Below are 17,336 nucleotides of genomic sequence, written 5' to 3'. Positions count from 1 at the left end.
GTATCAATCGGCGGGGCTGGCCAGGCGTGCGCGAACCACCTGCGCCGGGGCGAAATGGCAGGTAAACGTGCTGCCGTGGCCAGGCACGCTGCTGATTTCCATGCGTCCGCGGTGACGTAACAAAACGTGCTTCACGATCGCCAGGCCCAAACCGGTACCGCCAGTGTTGGAGTTGCGGCTGGAGTCGACGCGGTAGAAGCGTTCGGTCAGGCGCGGCAGGTGTTTGCTGTCGATGCCGATGCCTGAATCCTGCACGCTCAAATGCGCGCCTTGCTCATCGCCCCACCAGCGAACGCGGATCTGGCCTTTCTCCGGCGTGTACTTGACCGCGTTGAACACCAGGTTGGAAAACGCACTGCGCAGTTCCGCCTCGCTGCCTTTGAGCTGCACGGATGGGTCGGCTTCCAGCGTGATGGTCTGTTGCTTGGGGCCGGACAGTTCCTGGGCATCTTCGGTGATGGTTTGCAGCAGATCGTCGATGGGCACCGGTTGGTTGTCCGACGGGTAATCGGTGGCTTCCAGCTTCGCCAGCAGCAGCAAGTCGTTGAGCAAGGTCTGCATGCGCCCGCTTTGCTGGTGCATTTGCTGCAAGGCCCGGGTCCAGCGCGGGTTCACCTCCTCGACGTTGTCGAGCAGGGTTTCCAGGTAACCGCAGATCACCGTCAATGGCGTGCGCAGTTCGTGGGAAACGTTGGCGATGAAGTCCTTGCGCATCTGTTCCAGTTGATGGATACGCGTCACGTCCCGCACCAGCATCAAGTGTTCATTGTTGCCATAGCGCGTGATGTACAGCTGGATGCGCAGCCGATCATTGGTCGGGGAGGGAATCTCCAGCGGCTCGGCGTAATTACCCTGTTCGAAATATTCCTTGAAGCGCGGATGGCGCACCAGGTTCGTCACCGGCTGGCCGCTGTCCTGTGGCGTCTTGAGGCCCAGCAGGGTCTCGGCGGCGCGGTTCCACCATTCCAGGTTGCCATCGCTGTCGAGCATGATCACGGCGTCTTTCAGCGCAGCCGTGGATTCCTGGACCCGGTCGATTACCGCTTGCAGGCGCCCGCGAACGCGCTGGTCGCGTCGTTGCAGGTGGTAGATGCTGTCGAACACCTCACCCCACAGGCCATAGCCGTCGGGCGGCGCTTCATCGGGTTGGTGCAGGCGTAGCCATTCGTGCAGGCGCAGCAATTGCTTGAGGGTCCAGGCCAGGTAAAGCCCCAGCCCTGCGGCCAGGCTCCAGCCGTAATAGCCGCTGATCAAGCCGATCACCAGACAGCCGGTCACCAGCAGCAACATGTGGCGAATCAGGGTGCCATGCCAGTTTTGATTCAATTGAACACGCGTCCTTGTCAGCTTGTCGGGCGGTAAGGGCTCGGGTCAGGCCTTGGTGGAGAAACGATAGCCGGTGCCGCGCACGGTTTGTACCAGATTCTCGTAGGCATCGCCGAGGGCCTTGCGCAGGCGGCGGATGTGCACATCCACGGTGCGCTCCTCGACATAGACGTTGCCGCCCCAGACCTGATCCAGCAGTTGCCCGCGAGTGTAGGCGCGCTCCTGGTGGGTCATGAAAAATTGCAGCAGGCGGTATTCGGTCGGGCCCATCTCGGCGGGTTTGCCGTCGATGGTCACGCGGTGGCTGATGGGGTCCAGCAGCAGGCCACCGACTTCAATCGGCGCTTCGCCATCGGTTGGCCCGGCGCGGCGCAGCACGGCCTTCAGGCGCGCAACCAGTTCGCGGGGAGAAAACGGCTTGGTGATGTAGTCATCCGCGCCCACTTCCAGGCCCTGGATCTTGTTGTCCTCTTCGCCCTTGGCGGTGAGCATGATGATCGGAATATCCCCGGTCAGCTCATCGCGCTTGAGGCGCCGCGCCAGTTCGATGCCCGAGGTGCCAGGCAGCATCCAGTCCAGCAGAATCAGGTCGGGCTTGCGGTCGACAATGATGGCGTGGGCCTGTTGAGAGTTCTCTGCTTCCATGCAGTCATAGCCGGCCATCTCCAACGCGACGGCAATCATCTCGCGGATGGGCGCCTCGTCGTCGACGATCAGAATGCTCCTGCCAACCATGGGGTAATCCTCTTGTCATTTAACTGTCTTGCGCCGCATTAGATAACGGAATTATTGCAGTCGTGTGACAGTTATTTCATCGCCCGGCAGTGAAGGGGATCCTAGGCTACGCTTTTTAGTCCGAATCCTGACAACCACAAAAGAAGGTTTCCATGAATTACTTCACCCAATCCATCAAGGTTCTGGGAATTGCCGTTGCCTTGGCGCTACCGGCGTCGGCATTCGCTGCTGAGCCTGCAATGGTAAAAGACGGTATGTTCACCGATCACAAAGGCATGACGCTGTATACGTTTGGCAAAGACTCGGGCGGCAAGTCGATGTGCAACGACAAATGCGCAGCCAACTGGCCACCGCTCAAGGCTGAAAGCGGCGACAAGCCGATGGACGAATGGACGGTGATCAACCGTGACGACGGTACGAAGCAGTGGGCTTACGATGGCAAGCCGCTATACACCTTTGTGAAGGACACAAAAGCCGGAGAAAAGAACGGTGACGGCTTGATGGGCGGCGCCTGGAAGGTCGCCAAGCCTGATTAACAGGTTTTCACCACGTTAAGCGACAGATCCTCTGTGGCGAGGGGATAAATCCCCTCGCCACAAAGTAGCGGCTTGGAGACCGATGGGCCTCAGCGCAACGCGTAATCCAGCACAATCCCCACAAAAATCGCCAAACCGGCCCAATGGTTGTGCAAAAACGCCTGGAAGCAGCGCATCCGGTCGCGGCCACGGGTGTACCAGAACTCCCAGGCGAAGCACGCGGCAGCGGCCACCAGCCCCAGGTGGAACCAGCCGCCCAGGTGGAATTTCGACCCGGCCAATAGCAGGCAAGCCAGGGCCAGGCCTTGCAGCGTCAGGATGATCACCCGGTCGGCATCGCCAAACAGGATCGCCGTGGACTTCACCCCGATCCGCAAGTCATCGTCCCGGTCGGTCATTGCGTAATAAGTGTCGTAGCCTACCGTCCACAGCAGGTTGGCGATGTACAGCAGCCACGCAGCCGCCGGCAAATGGCCGGTCTCGGCGGTGAACGCCATCGGCATCCCCCAGGAAAACGCCGCCCCCAGCACCACTTGCGGGTAGTAGGTGTAGCGCTTCATGAACGGGTAACTGAACGCCAGCGCCAGCCCGCCGAGAGACAGCAGGATGGTCGGCGCGTTGGTGCACAGCACCAACAGGAAACTCACGCTCATCAGCACGGCGAAGAACACCAGTGCCTCTTTCGAACTGATCTTGCCGCTTACCAGCGGGCGCTGTTCGGTGCGTTTGACGTGGCCATCCACCTTGCGATCGGCCCAGTCGTTGATCACACAACCGCCAGCGCGAGTCAGCACCACGCCGAGGACGAAAATCACCACGTTGGCGACAGACGGCGAACCTTCACCGGCAATCCACAAGGCCCACAGGGTCGGCCACAGCAGCAGGTAAATGCCGATGGGCTTATCCATGCGAGTCAGTTGCACGAAGTCCCAGGCCCGCGGGTTCAGGCGGTTCAAGGATTTGAGCAGTTGCACGTACATCAGCAATTCTCCGAATAGGCGCGGGCGACGGACCACAGACGGGGTAGGAAAACTTCCGCCACCAGCACGCTCAACGCACCGCGATCGAAGCGCGAACGGCGACCCCACAGCTCACGGGCGCGTACGTCTGCCGGCAGCCATGCCTCGGGGTAATGGCAAACCTCGATAGCCCGGCGTTGGAACGCCTGGTCGCAAAACAGCAGCTCCCCCAGGGAGCGGCTACCCAATTCATCCATCTGCAAGCCATCGCCTTGCAACGCACTGCGCGCCGCCACACTGCGGGCGAACACCCAAGGCTGGCCGTGGCCGCGCAAATACACTTCGCGAACCCAGCCCTCGCTGCCCTCGGCCAGGTCCAGCGCGGTGCATTCGTCGGCGCGCAACGGCTGCCAGCCTTCGAACAACGGCGTCACGCTGAAGTGATCGTTCGACAGGCGCGTCAGGCGCCGAGTCAACGAACCTTCGTCGAACAGCCAGTCGAGCGCACAGGCATCGGGGCGGGGCGACAGCAGGGGCTGAGGCAGCCATTGGAGTGTAGGAAATATCGAATTTGTATGCGGCACAGAGGTCTTGATTGGCAGCAAATGAGGCCGCGAGCTTACCATGTCGGTCGTCGATTTTAACGGCCCTGGCCGCTGGCACGCGCGATCATGCTTGCATCTGCGACGACCGATCAGTACAAAACGCCCTGAGCCGGAAAAGCGCCTTGAGCGAGCCGAGCATACCGGCAAATGCCTGACCCCTGAGGAAGTACCTGAATGAAGAAGTGGCAATGTATCGTCTGCGGGCTGATCTACAACGAAGCCGATGGTTGGCCGGATGATGGCATCGCACCTGGCACCCGCTGGGAAGACGTACCGGCAGACTGGCTGTGCCCGGACTGCGGCGTCGGCAAAATGGATTTCGAAATGATCGAAATCAACTGATCGTTTCCTACCTGCATGGAGAGCACCCTATGGAGAGCAGCATGAGCGCACCTGTCGTCATCGTCGGGACCGGGCTGGCCGGTTACAACCTGGCCCGGGAGTTTCGCAAACTCGACAGCGAAACCCCGTTGCTGCTGATCAGCGCCGATGATGGCCGCTCATACTCCAAACCCATGCTCTCCACAGGCTTTGGCAAAAACAAGGACGCCGACGGCCTGAGCATGGCCGAGCCCGGGGCCATGGCCGAGCAACTGAAGGCCGAAGTGCGCACCCACACCCGCATCAGCGGCATCGACCCGGGCCACAAGCGCTTGTGGATCGGCGAAGAAACGGTGAACTACCGCGACCTGATCCTGGCCTGGGGCGCTGAAACCGTGCGCGTGCCGGTGCAGGGCGATGCCTCGGACCTGGTTTTCCCCATCAACGACCTGGAAGACTACGCACGCTTTCGCGCAGCGGCCGCCGGTAAGCGCCGGGTGTTGCTGCTCGGCGCCGGCCTGATTGGCTGCGAATTCGCCAACGACCTGATCCTGGGCGGCTACGAAGTGCAACTGGTAGCGCCATGCGAGCAAGTCATGCCGACGCTGCTGCACCCGGCGGCGGCCGCTGCCGTGCAGGCCGGGCTGGAAAGCCTCGGCGCGCGGTTCCACCTGGGGCCGGTGCTCAACCGCCTGCAACGGGTGGCCGACGGGTTGGAGGCGCACCTGTCCGACGGCCAAGTGATCGCTTGCGACCTGGTGGTCTCGGCCATCGGCCTGCGCCCGCGCATTGATCTGGCCGCTGCTGCCGGCCTGGTGGTCAATCGCGGTGTGGTAGTCGACCGCCAGCTGAAAACCTCCCATGCCAACATCTACGCCTTGGGCGATTGCGCCGAGGTCGACGGCTTGAACCTGCTCTACGTCATGCCCCTGATGAGCTGCGCCCGCGCCCTGGCGCAAACCCTGGCCGGCAACCCGACCACCGTGAGCTATGGCGCCATGCCGATCACCGTGAAAACCCCGGTGTGTCCACTGGTGGTCTCGCCACCGCCACGCGGCCGCGAAGGCGTGTGGAGCGTCGAAGGGCAGGGCGCCGACATCAAGGCGCTGTGTCGCGACGCCCAAGGCAACCTGCTGGGCTACGCCCTGACCGGTGCAGCGGTGATGGAAAAACTGGCGCTGAACAAAGAGCTTCCGGCCCTGCTGGCATAAATACTGGTCGTTCTGTCGCAAAAACCCTACTTTTGGTGCCTCAAAGGTCGCCCGGACACTGGCGCCGCTTGCGGCCCCGTGCCATCCTCACTCCCGTCTGCCGCAGAGTAGAGCCTGCGGCGCCTTAGGGGCTGTTCCGAAGAGAACAGCTCAGACATAACAACAAAAAAACCGTCAAAAGGGGCTTCATTCATGCGTAAACCAGACCTCGCCGCCGCCATCGCGGAAAAAGCAGACCTCACCAAAGAACAAGCCAACCGCGTCCTCAACGCCGTTCTCGAAGAAATCACCGGCGCCCTGCACCGCAAGGACAGCGTCACCCTGGTCGGCTTCGGCACCTTCCTGCAGCGCCACCGCGGCGCCCGCACCGGCAAAAACCCACAAACCGGTGAGCCTGTGAAAATCAAGGCCAGCAACACCGTTGCCTTCAAACCGGGCAAGTCGTTGAAGGACAGCGTTAATCCGTAATTGCTGCGCGTCCCTCGGTTGGGGGAGAAGTGGTAATAAGAAAGGGCACGCCGATGGAGTCGGGTGCCCTTTTTTATGGGTTTTTTTTAGCATCAGGGCTGGGCTCAGTGCCCAAGCCTCGCAGTTTGTGGCGAGAGAGCTTGCTCCCGCTCGGTGGCGCAACCGTCGTAAACGGCTGATGTGACTCTACTGTACAGAGTGCGTTTACCGTTTTGGGGCTTTACCACCCATGAGAGTTCGCCATCCGTGGGGCCGGTTAGCACCTAGATTAGATGATCGAATCTAAGTATGGCGGGTAAGGGGCAGAAAACGGCCGATTCTGTTGAAAAAGTCGGCCATGGTTTCCACGGCAGAAAAGTACGCGCTTGAGATTGAAATCTTTACTTTGAGCAGAGGATTCCGGGCTCAGATTTCGCATAGCTGCGTGCAAAAAAGGCGTTTTCAGCAGTCAGTATGCGGGCAGTCTGGAAGGACCGACTTTTTCAACACAATCGGCCAAAAGCGGACACTCATAGCGCTGAAGGAAGCAGTGGCTTCCCATATCCCTCGTTCAATCAGGCGGTGGTGCTAGCAAGCTTCGGTGCTTCGCTTTCAGACACGTCAGCAGCGCATACAGCGGCATCGCCATCGCCATCGCAAACCAGTACCCTTGCCTTTTACTACAGTCACCTACAAAAAATAAACAAATACTATTTTTGATTTTCCAGTTCCTGTAAATCTATCAACCGAGAGCCAAAACTAAACGTGCCGGGGATGTTAAAGGCTTTCTTCAGCCTCACATGAGCGTAGTCAGGGCTGGAAAGTAGCTCTCTAACTTTCCCCTCGTCAGCCTGCGATGTTTTAGCGCCAATAATAATCTCCACTAATGCGGTGCTCGGAAATGAGCGGTTTCCGGGGGCCGACGTCAACCTAAACTCTTTCTCATACCTCCAATCCTCGGATTTTGTGTACAGTCCTATCTCAAGCATTGCGTCAACCTGTTTGTTATAAAATTTCTTCCCTTGCTCCTCAGTAAAATGCAATCCGTCCCAAGGCCGGCAGAACTCACCGAACTCATCAGTTAGCTCCAAAAATTTTTCCATATAGGGCGGATTAGCTAGGTACTTCACGTCCCCCATACCAGTGACACCATCGATCTGCAGAATTTCCGAATTGAATCCGAGGCATACTCCTCGATGGCCGTCTGCGTAATGGGACCAAAGCAGCGCATCATGGGAAGTTTTCGACAGTGAAAGTACACCTATAGTCTGCATGAATAGATAGAGGGCTCGGTTTAAATATATATCCTTGCCATTCTCATCCACCCCCTTTCTAATACTGTCAAGCATAGTAACTAGAAATGATCGACGCCCTTCGGGATGCGTATCTGTCTCATAGACATGTAATTTCGCGCGCTCATATTCAGACTGAATATCAATAGATGCATCTAGAGGATCGTTCAGGTTCTGAGGTAGCGAGAAATACAATTCCCGATTGGTAATTATGTCCCAAGTCCTATTGAAGCACCCACGATACTTGTAGTAAGTCGCTCCATCATCGTTACTCATGTTCTAGCTACCTCCAATATATTTTATTTTAATACTTAAATAATACATAAAAGATCAAAGGCTTAGACCGCATGAATATCATAGGAAGCGATAATGACGCAATAGTAGGAAGATGACATATAAAGCTGCGCAAGACGGCATAGTGACGACTGAGCAGGCACACCGGTTGTTGTACCCACAGGACGCACGCATGATGCCGCTTCGATTGTCCACGGTAGGGAAAGCATGACCAATATCAAAATCAAGAGGCAGCTTCGCGTCGGCTGCGGCCCTTCGCGAAAGGCAGAAATCGGCCACAAGCGTTCACTCTGTTTCTCTAGTCTCCGAGTGGACCGCTGCAAGCAGCCTTACCCCCAACATCCTACGCTGGGCCGTGCCATTTGCTTTTTGGAAGAGATTCGCTTTCTCCATCTCATACTGCGTCAATGCAGCTGTGATGTAGTCATCCAAACCTTTTACCCACTGGCCATTACTGCAAAAGGAAAAGGCCTTTCCCCAACCCAGGATTACTCGGTCGATATTCTGTAACGCCCCAGAATAGGATCCTTTTGGGGATATATCTCCAGCTTCAATACTGAATTTCATCATGCGTATAGATGCGTCTAAATCGGATTTGATCCGCTCCTTGAATCGCTCCCTGGTAGTTGTAGATGGCTGGACCAGTCCTGCCGAGACGAAGCAGCCTAAGAAATCGAATCCTTTGGCTGTAAGGCCCCTTGAAGCTTTATCGCTAGTTGCTGAGGGCCGGTATGCTTCAAGTGATAGTTTTTTGAGCTCAGCCTGTGCTTTGTTAAAAGCGCGATCCACGCAGCCCATGTCCTTCCCGAGGATTAGGAAGTCATCGATGTATCGCAAACAGGTGACGTCACCATCGTTCATGGCCCTGTCAAAGTCTTGCAGGTACAAATTGGCTATTAGTGGGGATAGAGGAGATCCTTGTGCTATACCCTCCACCCCGATAGGGAAAATCTCAGCAAGACGCTGGCGTCGAAGCAAGTCAATGTTCGCGAGGTCAGTAGTGATAGCAGCTCGGAATAATGCAATTGTGTCAGGGCAGGTGATGTGAGGGGCTACGAGTGCCATCACACGGTTTTTGTCAATTTTAGTGAAGAACTCGGCGATATCTGACCTGATATGGTAGGTGGCTCCTTTTGCAATGGCTGCTTTGGTATCGGCTATCGCCATCGAAACCCGTTTGTTTTTTATGCCTCCGTAGCTCGTGGGGGTAGCCAGCGTATCTTTCACGAATTTAATACGAGATAACACATCAAGTAGAGCCCGTTGGACGATCCGGTTGGGTATAGGTGAAAGCACAATCGGGCGAGAGTTCCCGTTGGCTTTGGTTTTTGCCACGCCGGTCTGCTTTTGGAAGGCAAAGGTCTTCTTGGATAGCGCGCGCTGGATGTCGGAAAGTGACCGAGGGAGCCGGCTCTCGAAATCTTTGGCTTCGTTTCGGATAGTTTCGGATGATGAAGAAAAGGCGCTTTCTTTGACCTTCCTCCAAGCCGAATACAACGAATCCCCACTATAGATCCTACGGTAAAGCGACGAGGTCACAAAAACTCCTTGTTTGTTGGGAGACACCAGTGAACTCTCACCCAACTGCTACATGGGACATTCAACCTTCGGGAGACCGCGAAGCCTTAACGGCGATCTTGGTCGCGACCCGGACAGCAACCTCCGAAGAGAGATGGCTGGCGTCTGTCAAACTTGGTTCAGTGCGGTGAGGCGGCTGCACCAGCAAGCAGGCGAGGCTGATCGCAGTCACGAAACTCCGTGACGCGGCGAGCGCCAAGCTGGCACGTTTTTGCATAAACGCATTATTACCCCCAAAGATTCCGTCAAAACACGATAAATCGTAGCTTTTTGGGCCTCGCGGTTAAACTCGCGCTATGCGCCAGGTTGGCACGTTTTTGCACGATCGCTTGTTGTCCTCCGAAGGCCACGCCAAGGCGCAAATCGTACCTTTTTGGGTTTCGAGGTCAAACGCACGCCGTGCAGCTGAACATCGAACACCGCGCTGAAAATAAAGCTGCTAACCGTCTGGTGACCCCAACGTACAGACAGAGTTACGGTTATTAACGCAGCAGTCGAGCGGTGCTCTTTACCTTCGGGAGACCGCGAAGCCTTAACGGCGATCTTGGTCGCGACCCGGACAGCAACCTCCGAAGAGAGATGGCTGGCGTCTGTCAAACTTGGTTCAGTGCGGTGAGGCGGCTGCACCAGCAAGCAGGCGAGGCATCCCGATGTTAATCAGCCATCCGGCCAAAAGCCATCTATTTGGCGGCTCTTTATGCAAAAAACGATAGGATGAGGAACGGGGTCACAAGACTGGTCGCGTAAAATATCGCGGAAGAGAGAGCCCTGAATGCAGGCCATATTCGTCTAAAGCGCAAGCTCCAATGCTTATGGATCGGTCGAAACCAGAAGCGTCTAAAACAATAAAGCCGATCTAATCTGTTTCCGCGTTAGGCTGGAATCAGCAGGCTATATTAATCCGCTCTTGTCTAGATACTTTTTTAACTCTGAAACTCTAATAAACGAGTTCTTGCCTTCAGGATTTCCAGCGGCACCTTGAGCTGCAATCCCTACTACGTGATAGCTCGTGTTAATAACAGGGCCGCCACTATTGCCGGAATACAATGTCTTGTCAACCTCACTATGCATCACATCACTTAATGGATACTTGTTAGTAAGCCTGCACTTCAAAACTCCAACGTCGTTGCTACCCTCCTTGAAGTTCGGGAAGCCTAGGACCGCCACTCGATCACCGATATTTGGCTCTTTGATATCCTCCAGCGAGAACATCTCTAGACCAGCGGGAGGGTCTACGATTTTCAGTATCGCAATATCAAGGTCTTTACTACGAATGATGACCTTTGCCTCGTAAATATTTTCGTCCCCCATCCTTCTTATCAAGCACTCATTAACTTCAATTCTTTCGCCATCATCAAATCTTTCAGCAAGCACATGCTCGCAAGTTACCAGCAAGCGACCACCAATTAGGAATGCGCTACCTTGACTATTGACTAGCTTGCCGTTTATCTTCTCGTTAATTTCAATTATCCAGCATTTATCCTTTATGAATTTACCGATTTTAAAATTATCGGAGTCTTCAGGAGTGTCTATTGGTGTATTGGGAACCTTGGATTTGATCGGTAGCATGTTATATCTTTGGGCAAGTCTCCTATAGACCTTCGATTCCTCGCCAACTACTTGTTTTATATAAAGCAATCGCCCTTGTAGGTGCGTCTCAATACTTGCAGTCGAGTTCGGGTTTTTTTCTTTAAAAATCGAGGTGGCAACCTCTAAGCCAAACTTTTCTACTGAGTGTACCAAGGCTGCGGTTTTTCTAATGTATGGCCTCGGCACATTCGGTTTTTGATTGGTTACGAGTCCAGTCACGAGTTGCCGCTCACGCCCCCCCTGCAACCTGACCTTGTTTTCGTTTATTGTAAATCCTTGAGTTTCGATTACAGCAGCAAGCTCACGCCCGACCTTACTGTTGTAATGATTAGGTCTGCCGTCTAACTCACGCCACTCCACGAGCTCTCTAGGCACATACTCTATTGGTGTGTAGAATGAAAGCGTAATATCATCAGCATAACGTGTATAGACTGCGCGATGACGCTTCGCCAATGAGTAAATTTCTCTATCTAAACTTGCACATATCATGTTCGATATAACTGGAGAGCTTGGAGCGCCTTGGGGCAATAGGCCATCTACAGTCGTTAGATGAGCAATTACTGATGCGGTCTCTGGGGACAGCGAATAGGGCTTCGCCATTAACATCCCTCGAATACGTCTAAAAGTGATCGTTCCGAAAAAATTTTCCAAGTCGATATTGAAGACGTATTTTTTTCTACAGTGAGGCCGGGCGTTAGCAACAATTGATTGTCCAACTAGAAATGCCTTGGCTGGCGTTCTCGGTTTGTAGAGATTAGAAAGCAAGCCAGCTATCCGCCCTTGGATAGTTTTAAGCTTGTCGGTCGGTGCCAATATTTTGCGTTTTCCGCCACTTTTCTTCGAAATTTCAAAAGCAAGATAATGCCGCTTCATTTCTCCGCGGTAGTAAAAATGCTTGATTTTTATGTAGTCCGTCCCAAGAAGTGTTGCCAGGTCTGCAGGTGTGGTGTACGGATTGAGGGTCGTAAAGTTGAGGAAAAAACCTCCATTCATATTTCACCCTATCGCTTAAAGATAATTCCCCATAGTCGCAAAGGGATGTTGCTTGTAGCATTTTTGAGCCGGGTCGCATTTGAACAACCCTATTTAATACCCGAATGGAGGCCAAGTGAGCCTACTTCAGCTTCTCCTGGATCGCAAGAGCAATTAGCCAGCAGACCGAGGCCCCGACTTCGTGGTCAACCTCAGTGAGTCGATCGCGTATCCTAAGGCGTTGCCGGCAGCTGATGGTGGACTGCTGCCGGTTACGAATGGCAGCTATTGGCCGATTGTGTTGAAAAAGTCGGTCCTTCCAGACTGCCCGCATACTGACTGCTGAAAACGCCTTTTTTGCACGCAGCTATGCGAAATCTGAGCCCGGAATCCTCTGCTCAAAGTAAAGATTTCAATCTCAAGCGCGTACTTTTCTGCCGTGGAAACCATGGCCGACTTTTTCAACAGAATCGGCCGTTTGCTGCCTGGCGCGAATAATTGCTTTCTCCAAAAAAGGGTGTTCACCCTGGGGCGATAACTGCAACCTTGGGTTATGACGATAGGAAATGGGAGGGGGGCGGCTGGCAAGATCGAGCTTGTCCTGCCTAGCTTTGCAGGCAATGAACACGGATCAAGTTTGAATCAAGCATTCCTGATGGGAATGCGGCGCATAAAATTAATGAATTTTTATTATCACAAGGGGTGACGTAGCTTGATTCGAGGACATGGAGAACCGCCTTGAAATCATCCCCGCTCACCTCAGCTGAAAAATTCGATACATCACGGGCCAATGAATACGCACGCCAAAGCCGCATCGCCCTGGCCGGCTATGACGCCTGCCAGGATCTGGCGGCGTGCATGCTGGCGGCAAGCCTCGGCCCTGCACGCTCGGCGAAAGTACTGGTGGTGGGCGCCGGCGGTACGGCGCAGGAGATTATTGCGATGGCGTCGCTGGAGCCAGGTTGGCGCTTCACCGCTGTTGATCCCTCCGAGCCGATGCTGGAGGCGGCGAAGCAGCAGTTGGAGGCGCACCATTTGCTCGAACGCACCCGCCTGCACCTTGGGCGTGTCGAGGATTTGGTAGCCGATGAGTCATACGATGCCGCGACGTTGATCGGTGTGTTCCATCATCTCGATGGCGATGATGCCAAGCGCCAGATATTTCAATCTATCCGGGCTCATCTCAAGCCGGGTGCGCCGCTGATCGTTGCGGGGAATCAATACGCTTACGCCAGCCAACCGTTGTTGCTGGCGGCCTGGGGCCAACGCTGGCGGCAGCATGGCGCAAGCCCGGAGGAAGTGAAGGTCAAACTGGGGAAAATTCTCCAAGGCGCCGACCCTCCGCATTCCGAGGCGGCGGTTCAGCAACTGTTGCATGAGGCCGGGTTCGGCGACGCCACCCGCTTCTTCAGCAGCCTGTTCTGGAGTGCTTGGTTGACGTGCAAAACGGGCTGAGGCGATAGGTTCGTGAGCTAAAACAAACCCGACGCAAGGCGCCGGGTTTCTTGTGGCGTTCGCTGATTTATTCCTCGTCCAAATCTTCCTCATCGATCAGCCCTTGAACGAAGCGGAGGACATTCGAGCAAATAGGTTTCTCGGATTCGGCCTGGTTCTCTTCTGGACTAAGGTCACTATCAAAAGTGTCAGTCGTGAAATAACTGATGGCTCCCGAATCAAGGTTCAAGCAAAAGAAATTGCCGCCCAGGTCGTCCGCGAAAGGAAGGAGATGTGCAGGAAGAACTTGTTTCTTCAGCATCAGTTGGTAGGTGGACAGCAGCGTGGGCTCACCGTAGGCAATGGGCCTGAAAGAGGCGACTTCGATGGGGTCGAAAAAATCTTCGCTGACCCAATAAGCCCGTTCCGGCATGCCGCCGTTGTACTTGAGGTAATGGTTCCGAAAGGGAGCCGGTAGCTTCTTGCCGATGACGGATTCCAGATGGTCCAGATCTGCTGGGGTAATGGCCTTTTCGTAATCTGAGAATTTGTTTTCAAGCATCGAAATCCCCAATCATGAGCATCGCCAGGCGGGTAGGGCGGCTGAGGAACGTGTGTTCAAGCAATGTGATGCCCTCCATTGCATCTGTGTCCTTGTGGGTTACGGCATGCTCATGAATGCCATTTCTGGCGTTTGATCCGCGTCGGTTTGTTCAGGCAACCGGCAGGACATCTTACCCAGGGCAGGTACTTTTTGTTCCGTCCCCTCCCCCCATTTTCAACTTCCCAACCACTGCCAATCTGCCTTGTGGGAGCGGTGATGCCCTCAGCATCCCGGTCATCGCCGATCCTCTGTGGGAGCGAGCTTGCTCGCGATGGCGGCGCCACATTCAACATCGCCGCAAGCTGACCCACCGCTATCGCGAGCAAGCTCGCTCCCACAGGGTTGGGGTGTCAGGCTGGGATGTCGAACACCAGCGAACCCTTGATCGTCGCCCAATGCGCCGCTTCGGCATCACCCAGTTTCTCGGCTTTCACGTAGCTCAAGGCAAGCATCTTGCGAGTGCCGGGCAGCACCAGGGCCAGCTGGAACTGGAAGACCTTTTCATTGCCTTTGTTGAACTGGCTGCGCAGTTCGATGGCCTCGACTTCCTGGTTGGCGCCCACGCGTAGGGTGGCGCCCGGTTGGCAGCGCAGGTCCTGGACTTGTTTTTCCAGGCGCTTGAGTTGGTCGTCGAGGTTGCTTTGCAGGGTTTCGCCCTCGGCCAGCATGCTGCGGCTGATGATCAGGGACGTGCCCAGTTCGGGGAACTTGAGGATGTTGATCGTCGCGTCCAGCAACTCGCTTGGCGGCAACTGGAGCTGGAATTCATTGAGGCGGTAAGTCATGGCGCATAAATCTCGAAGTTAGCCCTTGGGGAACGCGGCACTGATGTTGGCGTCGATGCTGCCCTTGACGCCTTGGCCGTCCGGCGTGGCACCAGGGCCGCCACCGTTGTTCAGGTGCAGCACGCCGCCAGTGTTGAACTCGGCATCGCCGCTGGCGTAGAAGCTGATTTGCACGCCGCTCAGGTTGATCTGGCCGCTGGCGTTGAGCTCCAGGATGCTTTCACCGCACACCAGGCGCAGGTTCTCGCCCACTTCAATCACGTAGCTCTGGCTGATGCTGTCGGTCTTGCGCTGGCCAACGGAGAGGATGTCCTCCTGCTTGACGATGCGCAGGCGATTGTTGCCGATGGTCACCGTTTCGTTATGGCCGATGCTCTTGTTGCGGTCGTGGCCCACCGAATGGCTTTCATCCACCTCGACCACGATGTCCTGGTTGCGCTCGGCGTGGATGTACAACTGCTCGGCGCCCTTTTTGTCTTCCATGCGGATTTCGTTGAAGTTCGCCGGCGTGCCGCCCTTGCTCGAACGGCTTTTCATACCGCTCTGGGTGGCATTGGCGGGCAAGTCATAGGGCACGGTCTGCTCGGCGTTGTAGACGCGACCGGTAATGATTGGCCGGTCCGGGTCGCCTTCGAGAAAGCTGACGATCACTTCCTGACCAATGCGCGGGATCTGCATCGAGCCCCAATTCTTGCCGGCCCATGCCTGCGACACGCGGATCCAGCACGAGCTGTTTTCGTTGGACTGGTCGTGCCGGTCCCAATAGAAATGCACCTTCACCCGGCCGAATTGGTCGGTCCAGATTTCCTCGCCCTTGGGGCCCACCACTAATGCGGTCTGCGGGCCTTTGACGATAGGGCGGTGGGTGATGGGCAGCGGCCGATAGCTTTGCTGGGCGTCGATGCAGGTCAGGCTGCTTTCGAACTGGGCCGTCGGCGCTCCGCCGCCGGTTTCACCGCTTTCCTGGGAGAGGTAGTAGCGGGCGCCGACGACCAGGTATTCGCGGTTCTGGTCCTGGCGGCTGAAACCGGTGAGGCTGAACAAATGCCCCGAACCCAACCCCCGGGCATTGCCGGCCAACTCGACCTGTTCGTGTTGGGTCTGCAAGGCTTCGATGCGGGTGCGGGCGTAGTGTTCGCCGTCCTGGCTCTGCACGTAGGTGCCTGGGTAGTCGTACAGCGGATAGTCGCCGGCGGTATGTGGGCGCGGCATGGCCGAGCGTACGTCGATGCGTGCGCTGGGGCGCTGGAAGTCGTAGTCGTTGAGCTCCAGCGAGCCGGGCTGGACTTCCTGGGCCAGGTGCCAGTCGTGGATGTGGTCACGTTCGCGCTGCTGCTCGTTCTTCGGGTAGTAGGGCACCGAGCCGTAGCCGGGGGCCGTGGTGTGGGCGCCATAGGCGTCGGCCAGCACCAGCACATGCCGACCCTGCTCATGGCGGAAGAAGTAGTAGATGCCTTCCTGCTCCATCAGGCGGCTGACGAAATCGAAGCTGGTCTCGCGATACTGCACGCAGTATTCCCACTCGCGATAGGAGTGGCTCAAGGCGTCTTCGAAATCGGAGAAGCCGAGGTCGCGGAACACCTGCTTGATGATTTGCGGGATGGTCAGGTTCTGGAAAATGCGGCAATCGGAAGTGCGGGTCAGCAGCCACAACCAAGGACGCAAGGTGGCCTGGTAACTGGCGAACTGGCCCTGGTCGACGTTCTGGCTGAAACGGGCGACGATGCCATGGAAATAACGCTCGCCACCGCCATCGAGTTGCAGGCTCACGCACATGGGTTTGCCGAGCACCTGGTTGAGGTCGATGGCGTTGTCCAGCGAATGCAGCTGCAACTCGTAGTTGAACAGCCGCCCCAGCTCTTCACCGCCGCCCATGTCCTTGAGCAACAGAACCTCGGGGCCGAGGGGGCTGGTGATCTTGGCCAGGCGTGAGGCTTGGTTGAATAGCATCGGTTGTCCTTATTACTGCCGCAGTCCATTTGACGCTGCGCAAGATTGCCGGCTTTTGACGTTGAAGATCAAGCAATCGCGACCTTTGAGCGCTCGTGCACAGGCATGAAATCGCCAGAGTAGTGACGCTGATCGCATAATGTAGTTCGTTACTTGGGGCAGAGGAACCCGGTTCTTGATTGTTCCCAGGCATTACTTGAATATCTGCTCCTTCGCGCGTCACCTCACGTCCATGGAAAGCGATTACTGTGACCTCTTACCGCATTCAAGAAGCCGATCTCGAGATCCCCGATACCTGGCAGGATCAGAGCATCAATATTTTCAAGCTGCCAGCAGTTGGTCCCGCTAAAGAAGCCAGTTTCGTGATCAGTCGCGATGCGACCCAGGGCGACGCTCCCTTTGCCGAGTACGTGGACCGCCAACTCAAAAGCGCGGAGCAGCAACTGCCGGGCTTCAAGCTGGTTCAGCGCTGGGACACCGTACTGCAAGGGCACACCACCACGTTGCTGGATTACACCTGGCAACGCGAGGGGCGTGAACTGATGCTGCGCCAGGTGTTCATCGAGCGTAAGCCCGCTGTGCTGATCACCACCTTGACCACCACACCGAATGATTTCGCCTACCACGAGCCGGCCTGGAAGCTGGCGATGCATTCGTTCAAGCCACAGCCGCCAATCGTCTGAGCATCGATAAGTCC

General features: G+C 56.0%; 16 protein-coding genes. 6 read left to right on the top strand and 10 right to left on the bottom strand.

All coding sequences use genetic code 11. The annotated features are described in order from the left end of the window. Positions 1-3: 3 nt before the first annotated feature. Both phoR and phoB read right to left on the bottom strand, forming a co-directional pair. Positions 4-1,290, bottom strand: a complete 1,287-nt coding sequence (gene phoR / locus SGN16_RS28885; protein ID WP_335945058.1) for a phosphate regulon sensor histidine kinase PhoR — start codon at positions 1,288-1,290, stop codon at positions 4-6. A gap of 81 nt (positions 1,291-1,371) precedes the next feature. Beyond that, positions 1,372-2,061 (bottom strand): phosphate regulon transcriptional regulator PhoB, encoded by a 690-nt coding sequence (gene phoB, locus SGN16_RS28880; RefSeq protein ID WP_003177195.1) that lies wholly within the window; start codon positions 2,059-2,061, stop codon positions 1,372-1,374. A gap of 152 nt (positions 2,062-2,213) precedes the next feature. Here phoB and SGN16_RS28875 point away from each other — a divergent pair, with 152 nt between their 5' ends. Continuing rightward, complete coding sequence (locus SGN16_RS28875; protein ID WP_335944953.1) at positions 2,214-2,597, top strand: hypothetical protein; 384 nt, start codon at positions 2,214-2,216, stop codon at positions 2,595-2,597. An 89-nt stretch (positions 2,598-2,686) separates the two neighbouring features. Here SGN16_RS28875 and ubiA read toward each other — a convergent pair whose 3' ends face one another. Both ubiA and SGN16_RS28865 read right to left on the bottom strand, forming a co-directional pair. Then, on the bottom strand, positions 2,687-3,577 hold the full coding sequence (ubiA, locus tag SGN16_RS28870; protein WP_210642069.1) for a 4-hydroxybenzoate octaprenyltransferase: 891 nt from the start codon (positions 3,575-3,577) through the stop codon (positions 2,687-2,689). Beyond that, positions 3,577-4,140 (bottom strand): chorismate lyase, encoded by a 564-nt coding sequence (locus tag SGN16_RS28865; RefSeq protein WP_335944952.1) that lies wholly within the window; start codon positions 4,138-4,140, stop codon positions 3,577-3,579. The genes ubiA and SGN16_RS28865 overlap by 1 nt, the downstream gene beginning before the upstream one ends. 195 nt (positions 4,141-4,335) lie before the next feature. Here SGN16_RS28865 and SGN16_RS28860 point away from each other — a divergent pair, with 195 nt between their 5' ends. From SGN16_RS28860 to SGN16_RS28850, 3 genes are all read left to right on the top strand, one after another. Then, positions 4,336-4,503, top strand: a complete 168-nt coding sequence (locus SGN16_RS28860) for a rubredoxin (protein ID WP_003177199.1) — start codon at positions 4,336-4,338, stop codon at positions 4,501-4,503. Between the two features lie 41 nt (positions 4,504-4,544). After that, positions 4,545-5,693, top strand: a complete 1,149-nt coding sequence (locus SGN16_RS28855) for an FAD-dependent oxidoreductase (protein ID WP_210642067.1) — start codon at positions 4,545-4,547, stop codon at positions 5,691-5,693. Between the two features lie 192 nt (positions 5,694-5,885). After that, a complete protein-coding gene (locus SGN16_RS28850) occupies positions 5,886-6,161 on the top strand; it encodes an HU family DNA-binding protein (RefSeq protein WP_003195589.1) in 276 nt (91 codons plus the stop codon). Positions 6,162-6,850: 689 nt separating this feature from the next. Here SGN16_RS28850 and SGN16_RS28845 read toward each other — a convergent pair. The 3 genes from SGN16_RS28845 to SGN16_RS28835 form a co-directional block, all read right to left on the bottom strand. Then, the gene (locus tag SGN16_RS28845; RefSeq protein ID WP_335944951.1) at positions 6,851-7,708 is read right to left on the bottom strand and encodes a DUF2971 domain-containing protein; all 858 of its coding nucleotides are present in this window, start codon (positions 7,706-7,708) and stop codon (positions 6,851-6,853) included. A 303-nt stretch (positions 7,709-8,011) separates the two neighbouring features. After that, positions 8,012-9,265: a reverse transcriptase domain-containing protein gene (locus tag SGN16_RS28840; protein ID WP_335944950.1), complete on the bottom strand. Its 1,254-nt coding sequence runs from the start codon at positions 9,263-9,265 to the stop codon at positions 8,012-8,014. A gap of 930 nt (positions 9,266-10,195) precedes the next feature. Further along, a complete protein-coding gene (locus tag SGN16_RS28835; RefSeq protein ID WP_339101914.1) occupies positions 10,196-11,887 on the bottom strand; it encodes a trypsin-like peptidase domain-containing protein in 1,692 nt (563 codons plus the stop codon). Between the two features lie 717 nt (positions 11,888-12,604). Here SGN16_RS28835 and SGN16_RS28830 point away from each other — a divergent pair. Next, complete coding sequence (locus SGN16_RS28830; RefSeq protein ID WP_339101912.1) at positions 12,605-13,321, top strand: class I SAM-dependent methyltransferase; 717 nt, start codon at positions 12,605-12,607, stop codon at positions 13,319-13,321. A gap of 67 nt (positions 13,322-13,388) precedes the next feature. On the opposite strand, the gene SGN16_RS28825 is transcribed toward SGN16_RS28830, so the two are convergent. From SGN16_RS28825 to SGN16_RS28815, 3 genes are all read right to left on the bottom strand, one after another. Beyond that, positions 13,389-13,862, bottom strand: a complete 474-nt coding sequence (locus SGN16_RS28825; protein ID WP_339101911.1) for an SMI1/KNR4 family protein — start codon at positions 13,860-13,862, stop codon at positions 13,389-13,391. A 392-nt stretch (positions 13,863-14,254) separates the two neighbouring features. Then, a complete protein-coding gene (locus SGN16_RS28820) occupies positions 14,255-14,689 on the bottom strand; it encodes a DcrB-related protein (RefSeq protein ID WP_210642061.1) in 435 nt (144 codons plus the stop codon). A gap of 18 nt (positions 14,690-14,707) precedes the next feature. Then, positions 14,708-16,639, bottom strand: coding sequence for a type VI secretion system Vgr family protein (locus SGN16_RS28815; RefSeq protein ID WP_335944571.1), 1,932 nt, complete (start codon positions 16,637-16,639; stop codon positions 14,708-14,710). Positions 16,640-16,887: 248 nt separating this feature from the next. On the opposite strand from SGN16_RS28815, the gene SGN16_RS28810 reads away from it, so the two are divergent. Beyond that, positions 16,888-17,322 carry a DcrB-related protein gene (locus tag SGN16_RS28810; RefSeq protein ID WP_135847818.1) on the top strand — a complete coding sequence of 145 codons (435 nt, stop codon included), beginning with the start codon at positions 16,888-16,890 and terminating at the stop codon, positions 17,320-17,322. The last annotated feature ends 14 nt before the right edge of the window (positions 17,323-17,336 follow it).

It is taken from the genome of Pseudomonas sp. G166 (assembly GCF_037027455.2).
GTDB lineage: Bacteria > Pseudomonadota > Gammaproteobacteria > Pseudomonadales > Pseudomonadaceae > Aquipseudomonas.
The sequence above is the reverse complement of the archived record's forward strand: the minus strand, read 5'-3'. Positions and strand labels throughout refer to the sequence as shown.

What these genes read in the sequence shown, in the direction of transcription:
- phoR (WP_335945058.1), bottom strand. Translation starts at nt 1,290, where the DNA reads ATGTTGCTGCTGGTGACCGGCTGTCTGGTGATCGGCTTGATCAGCGGC.
- phoB (WP_003177195.1), bottom strand. Translation starts at nt 2,061, where the DNA reads ATGGTTGGCAGGAGCATTCTGATCGTCGACGACGAGGCGCCCATCCGC.
- SGN16_RS28875 (WP_335944953.1), top strand. Translation starts at nt 2,214, where the DNA reads ATGAATTACTTCACCCAATCCATCAAGGTTCTGGGAATTGCCGTTGCC.
- ubiA (WP_210642069.1), bottom strand. Translation starts at nt 3,577, where the DNA reads ATGTACGTGCAACTGCTCAAATCCTTGAACCGCCTGAACCCGCGGGCC.
- SGN16_RS28860 (WP_003177199.1), top strand. Translation starts at nt 4,336, where the DNA reads ATGAAGAAGTGGCAATGTATCGTCTGCGGGCTGATCTACAACGAAGCC.
- SGN16_RS28855 (WP_210642067.1), top strand. Translation starts at nt 4,545, where the DNA reads ATGAGCGCACCTGTCGTCATCGTCGGGACCGGGCTGGCCGGTTACAAC.
- SGN16_RS28850 (WP_003195589.1), top strand. Translation starts at nt 5,886, where the DNA reads ATGCGTAAACCAGACCTCGCCGCCGCCATCGCGGAAAAAGCAGACCTC.
- SGN16_RS28845 (WP_335944951.1), bottom strand. Translation starts at nt 7,708, where the DNA reads ATGAGTAACGATGATGGAGCGACTTACTACAAGTATCGTGGGTGCTTC.
- SGN16_RS28835 (WP_339101914.1), bottom strand. Translation starts at nt 11,887, where the DNA reads ATGAATGGAGGTTTTTTCCTCAACTTTACGACCCTCAATCCGTACACC.
- SGN16_RS28825 (WP_339101911.1), bottom strand. Translation starts at nt 13,862, where the DNA reads ATGCTTGAAAACAAATTCTCAGATTACGAAAAGGCCATTACCCCAGCA.
- SGN16_RS28820 (WP_210642061.1), bottom strand. Translation starts at nt 14,689, where the DNA reads ATGACTTACCGCCTCAATGAATTCCAGCTCCAGTTGCCGCCAAGCGAG.
- SGN16_RS28815 (WP_335944571.1), bottom strand. Translation starts at nt 16,639, where the DNA reads ATGCTATTCAACCAAGCCTCACGCCTGGCCAAGATCACCAGCCCCCTC.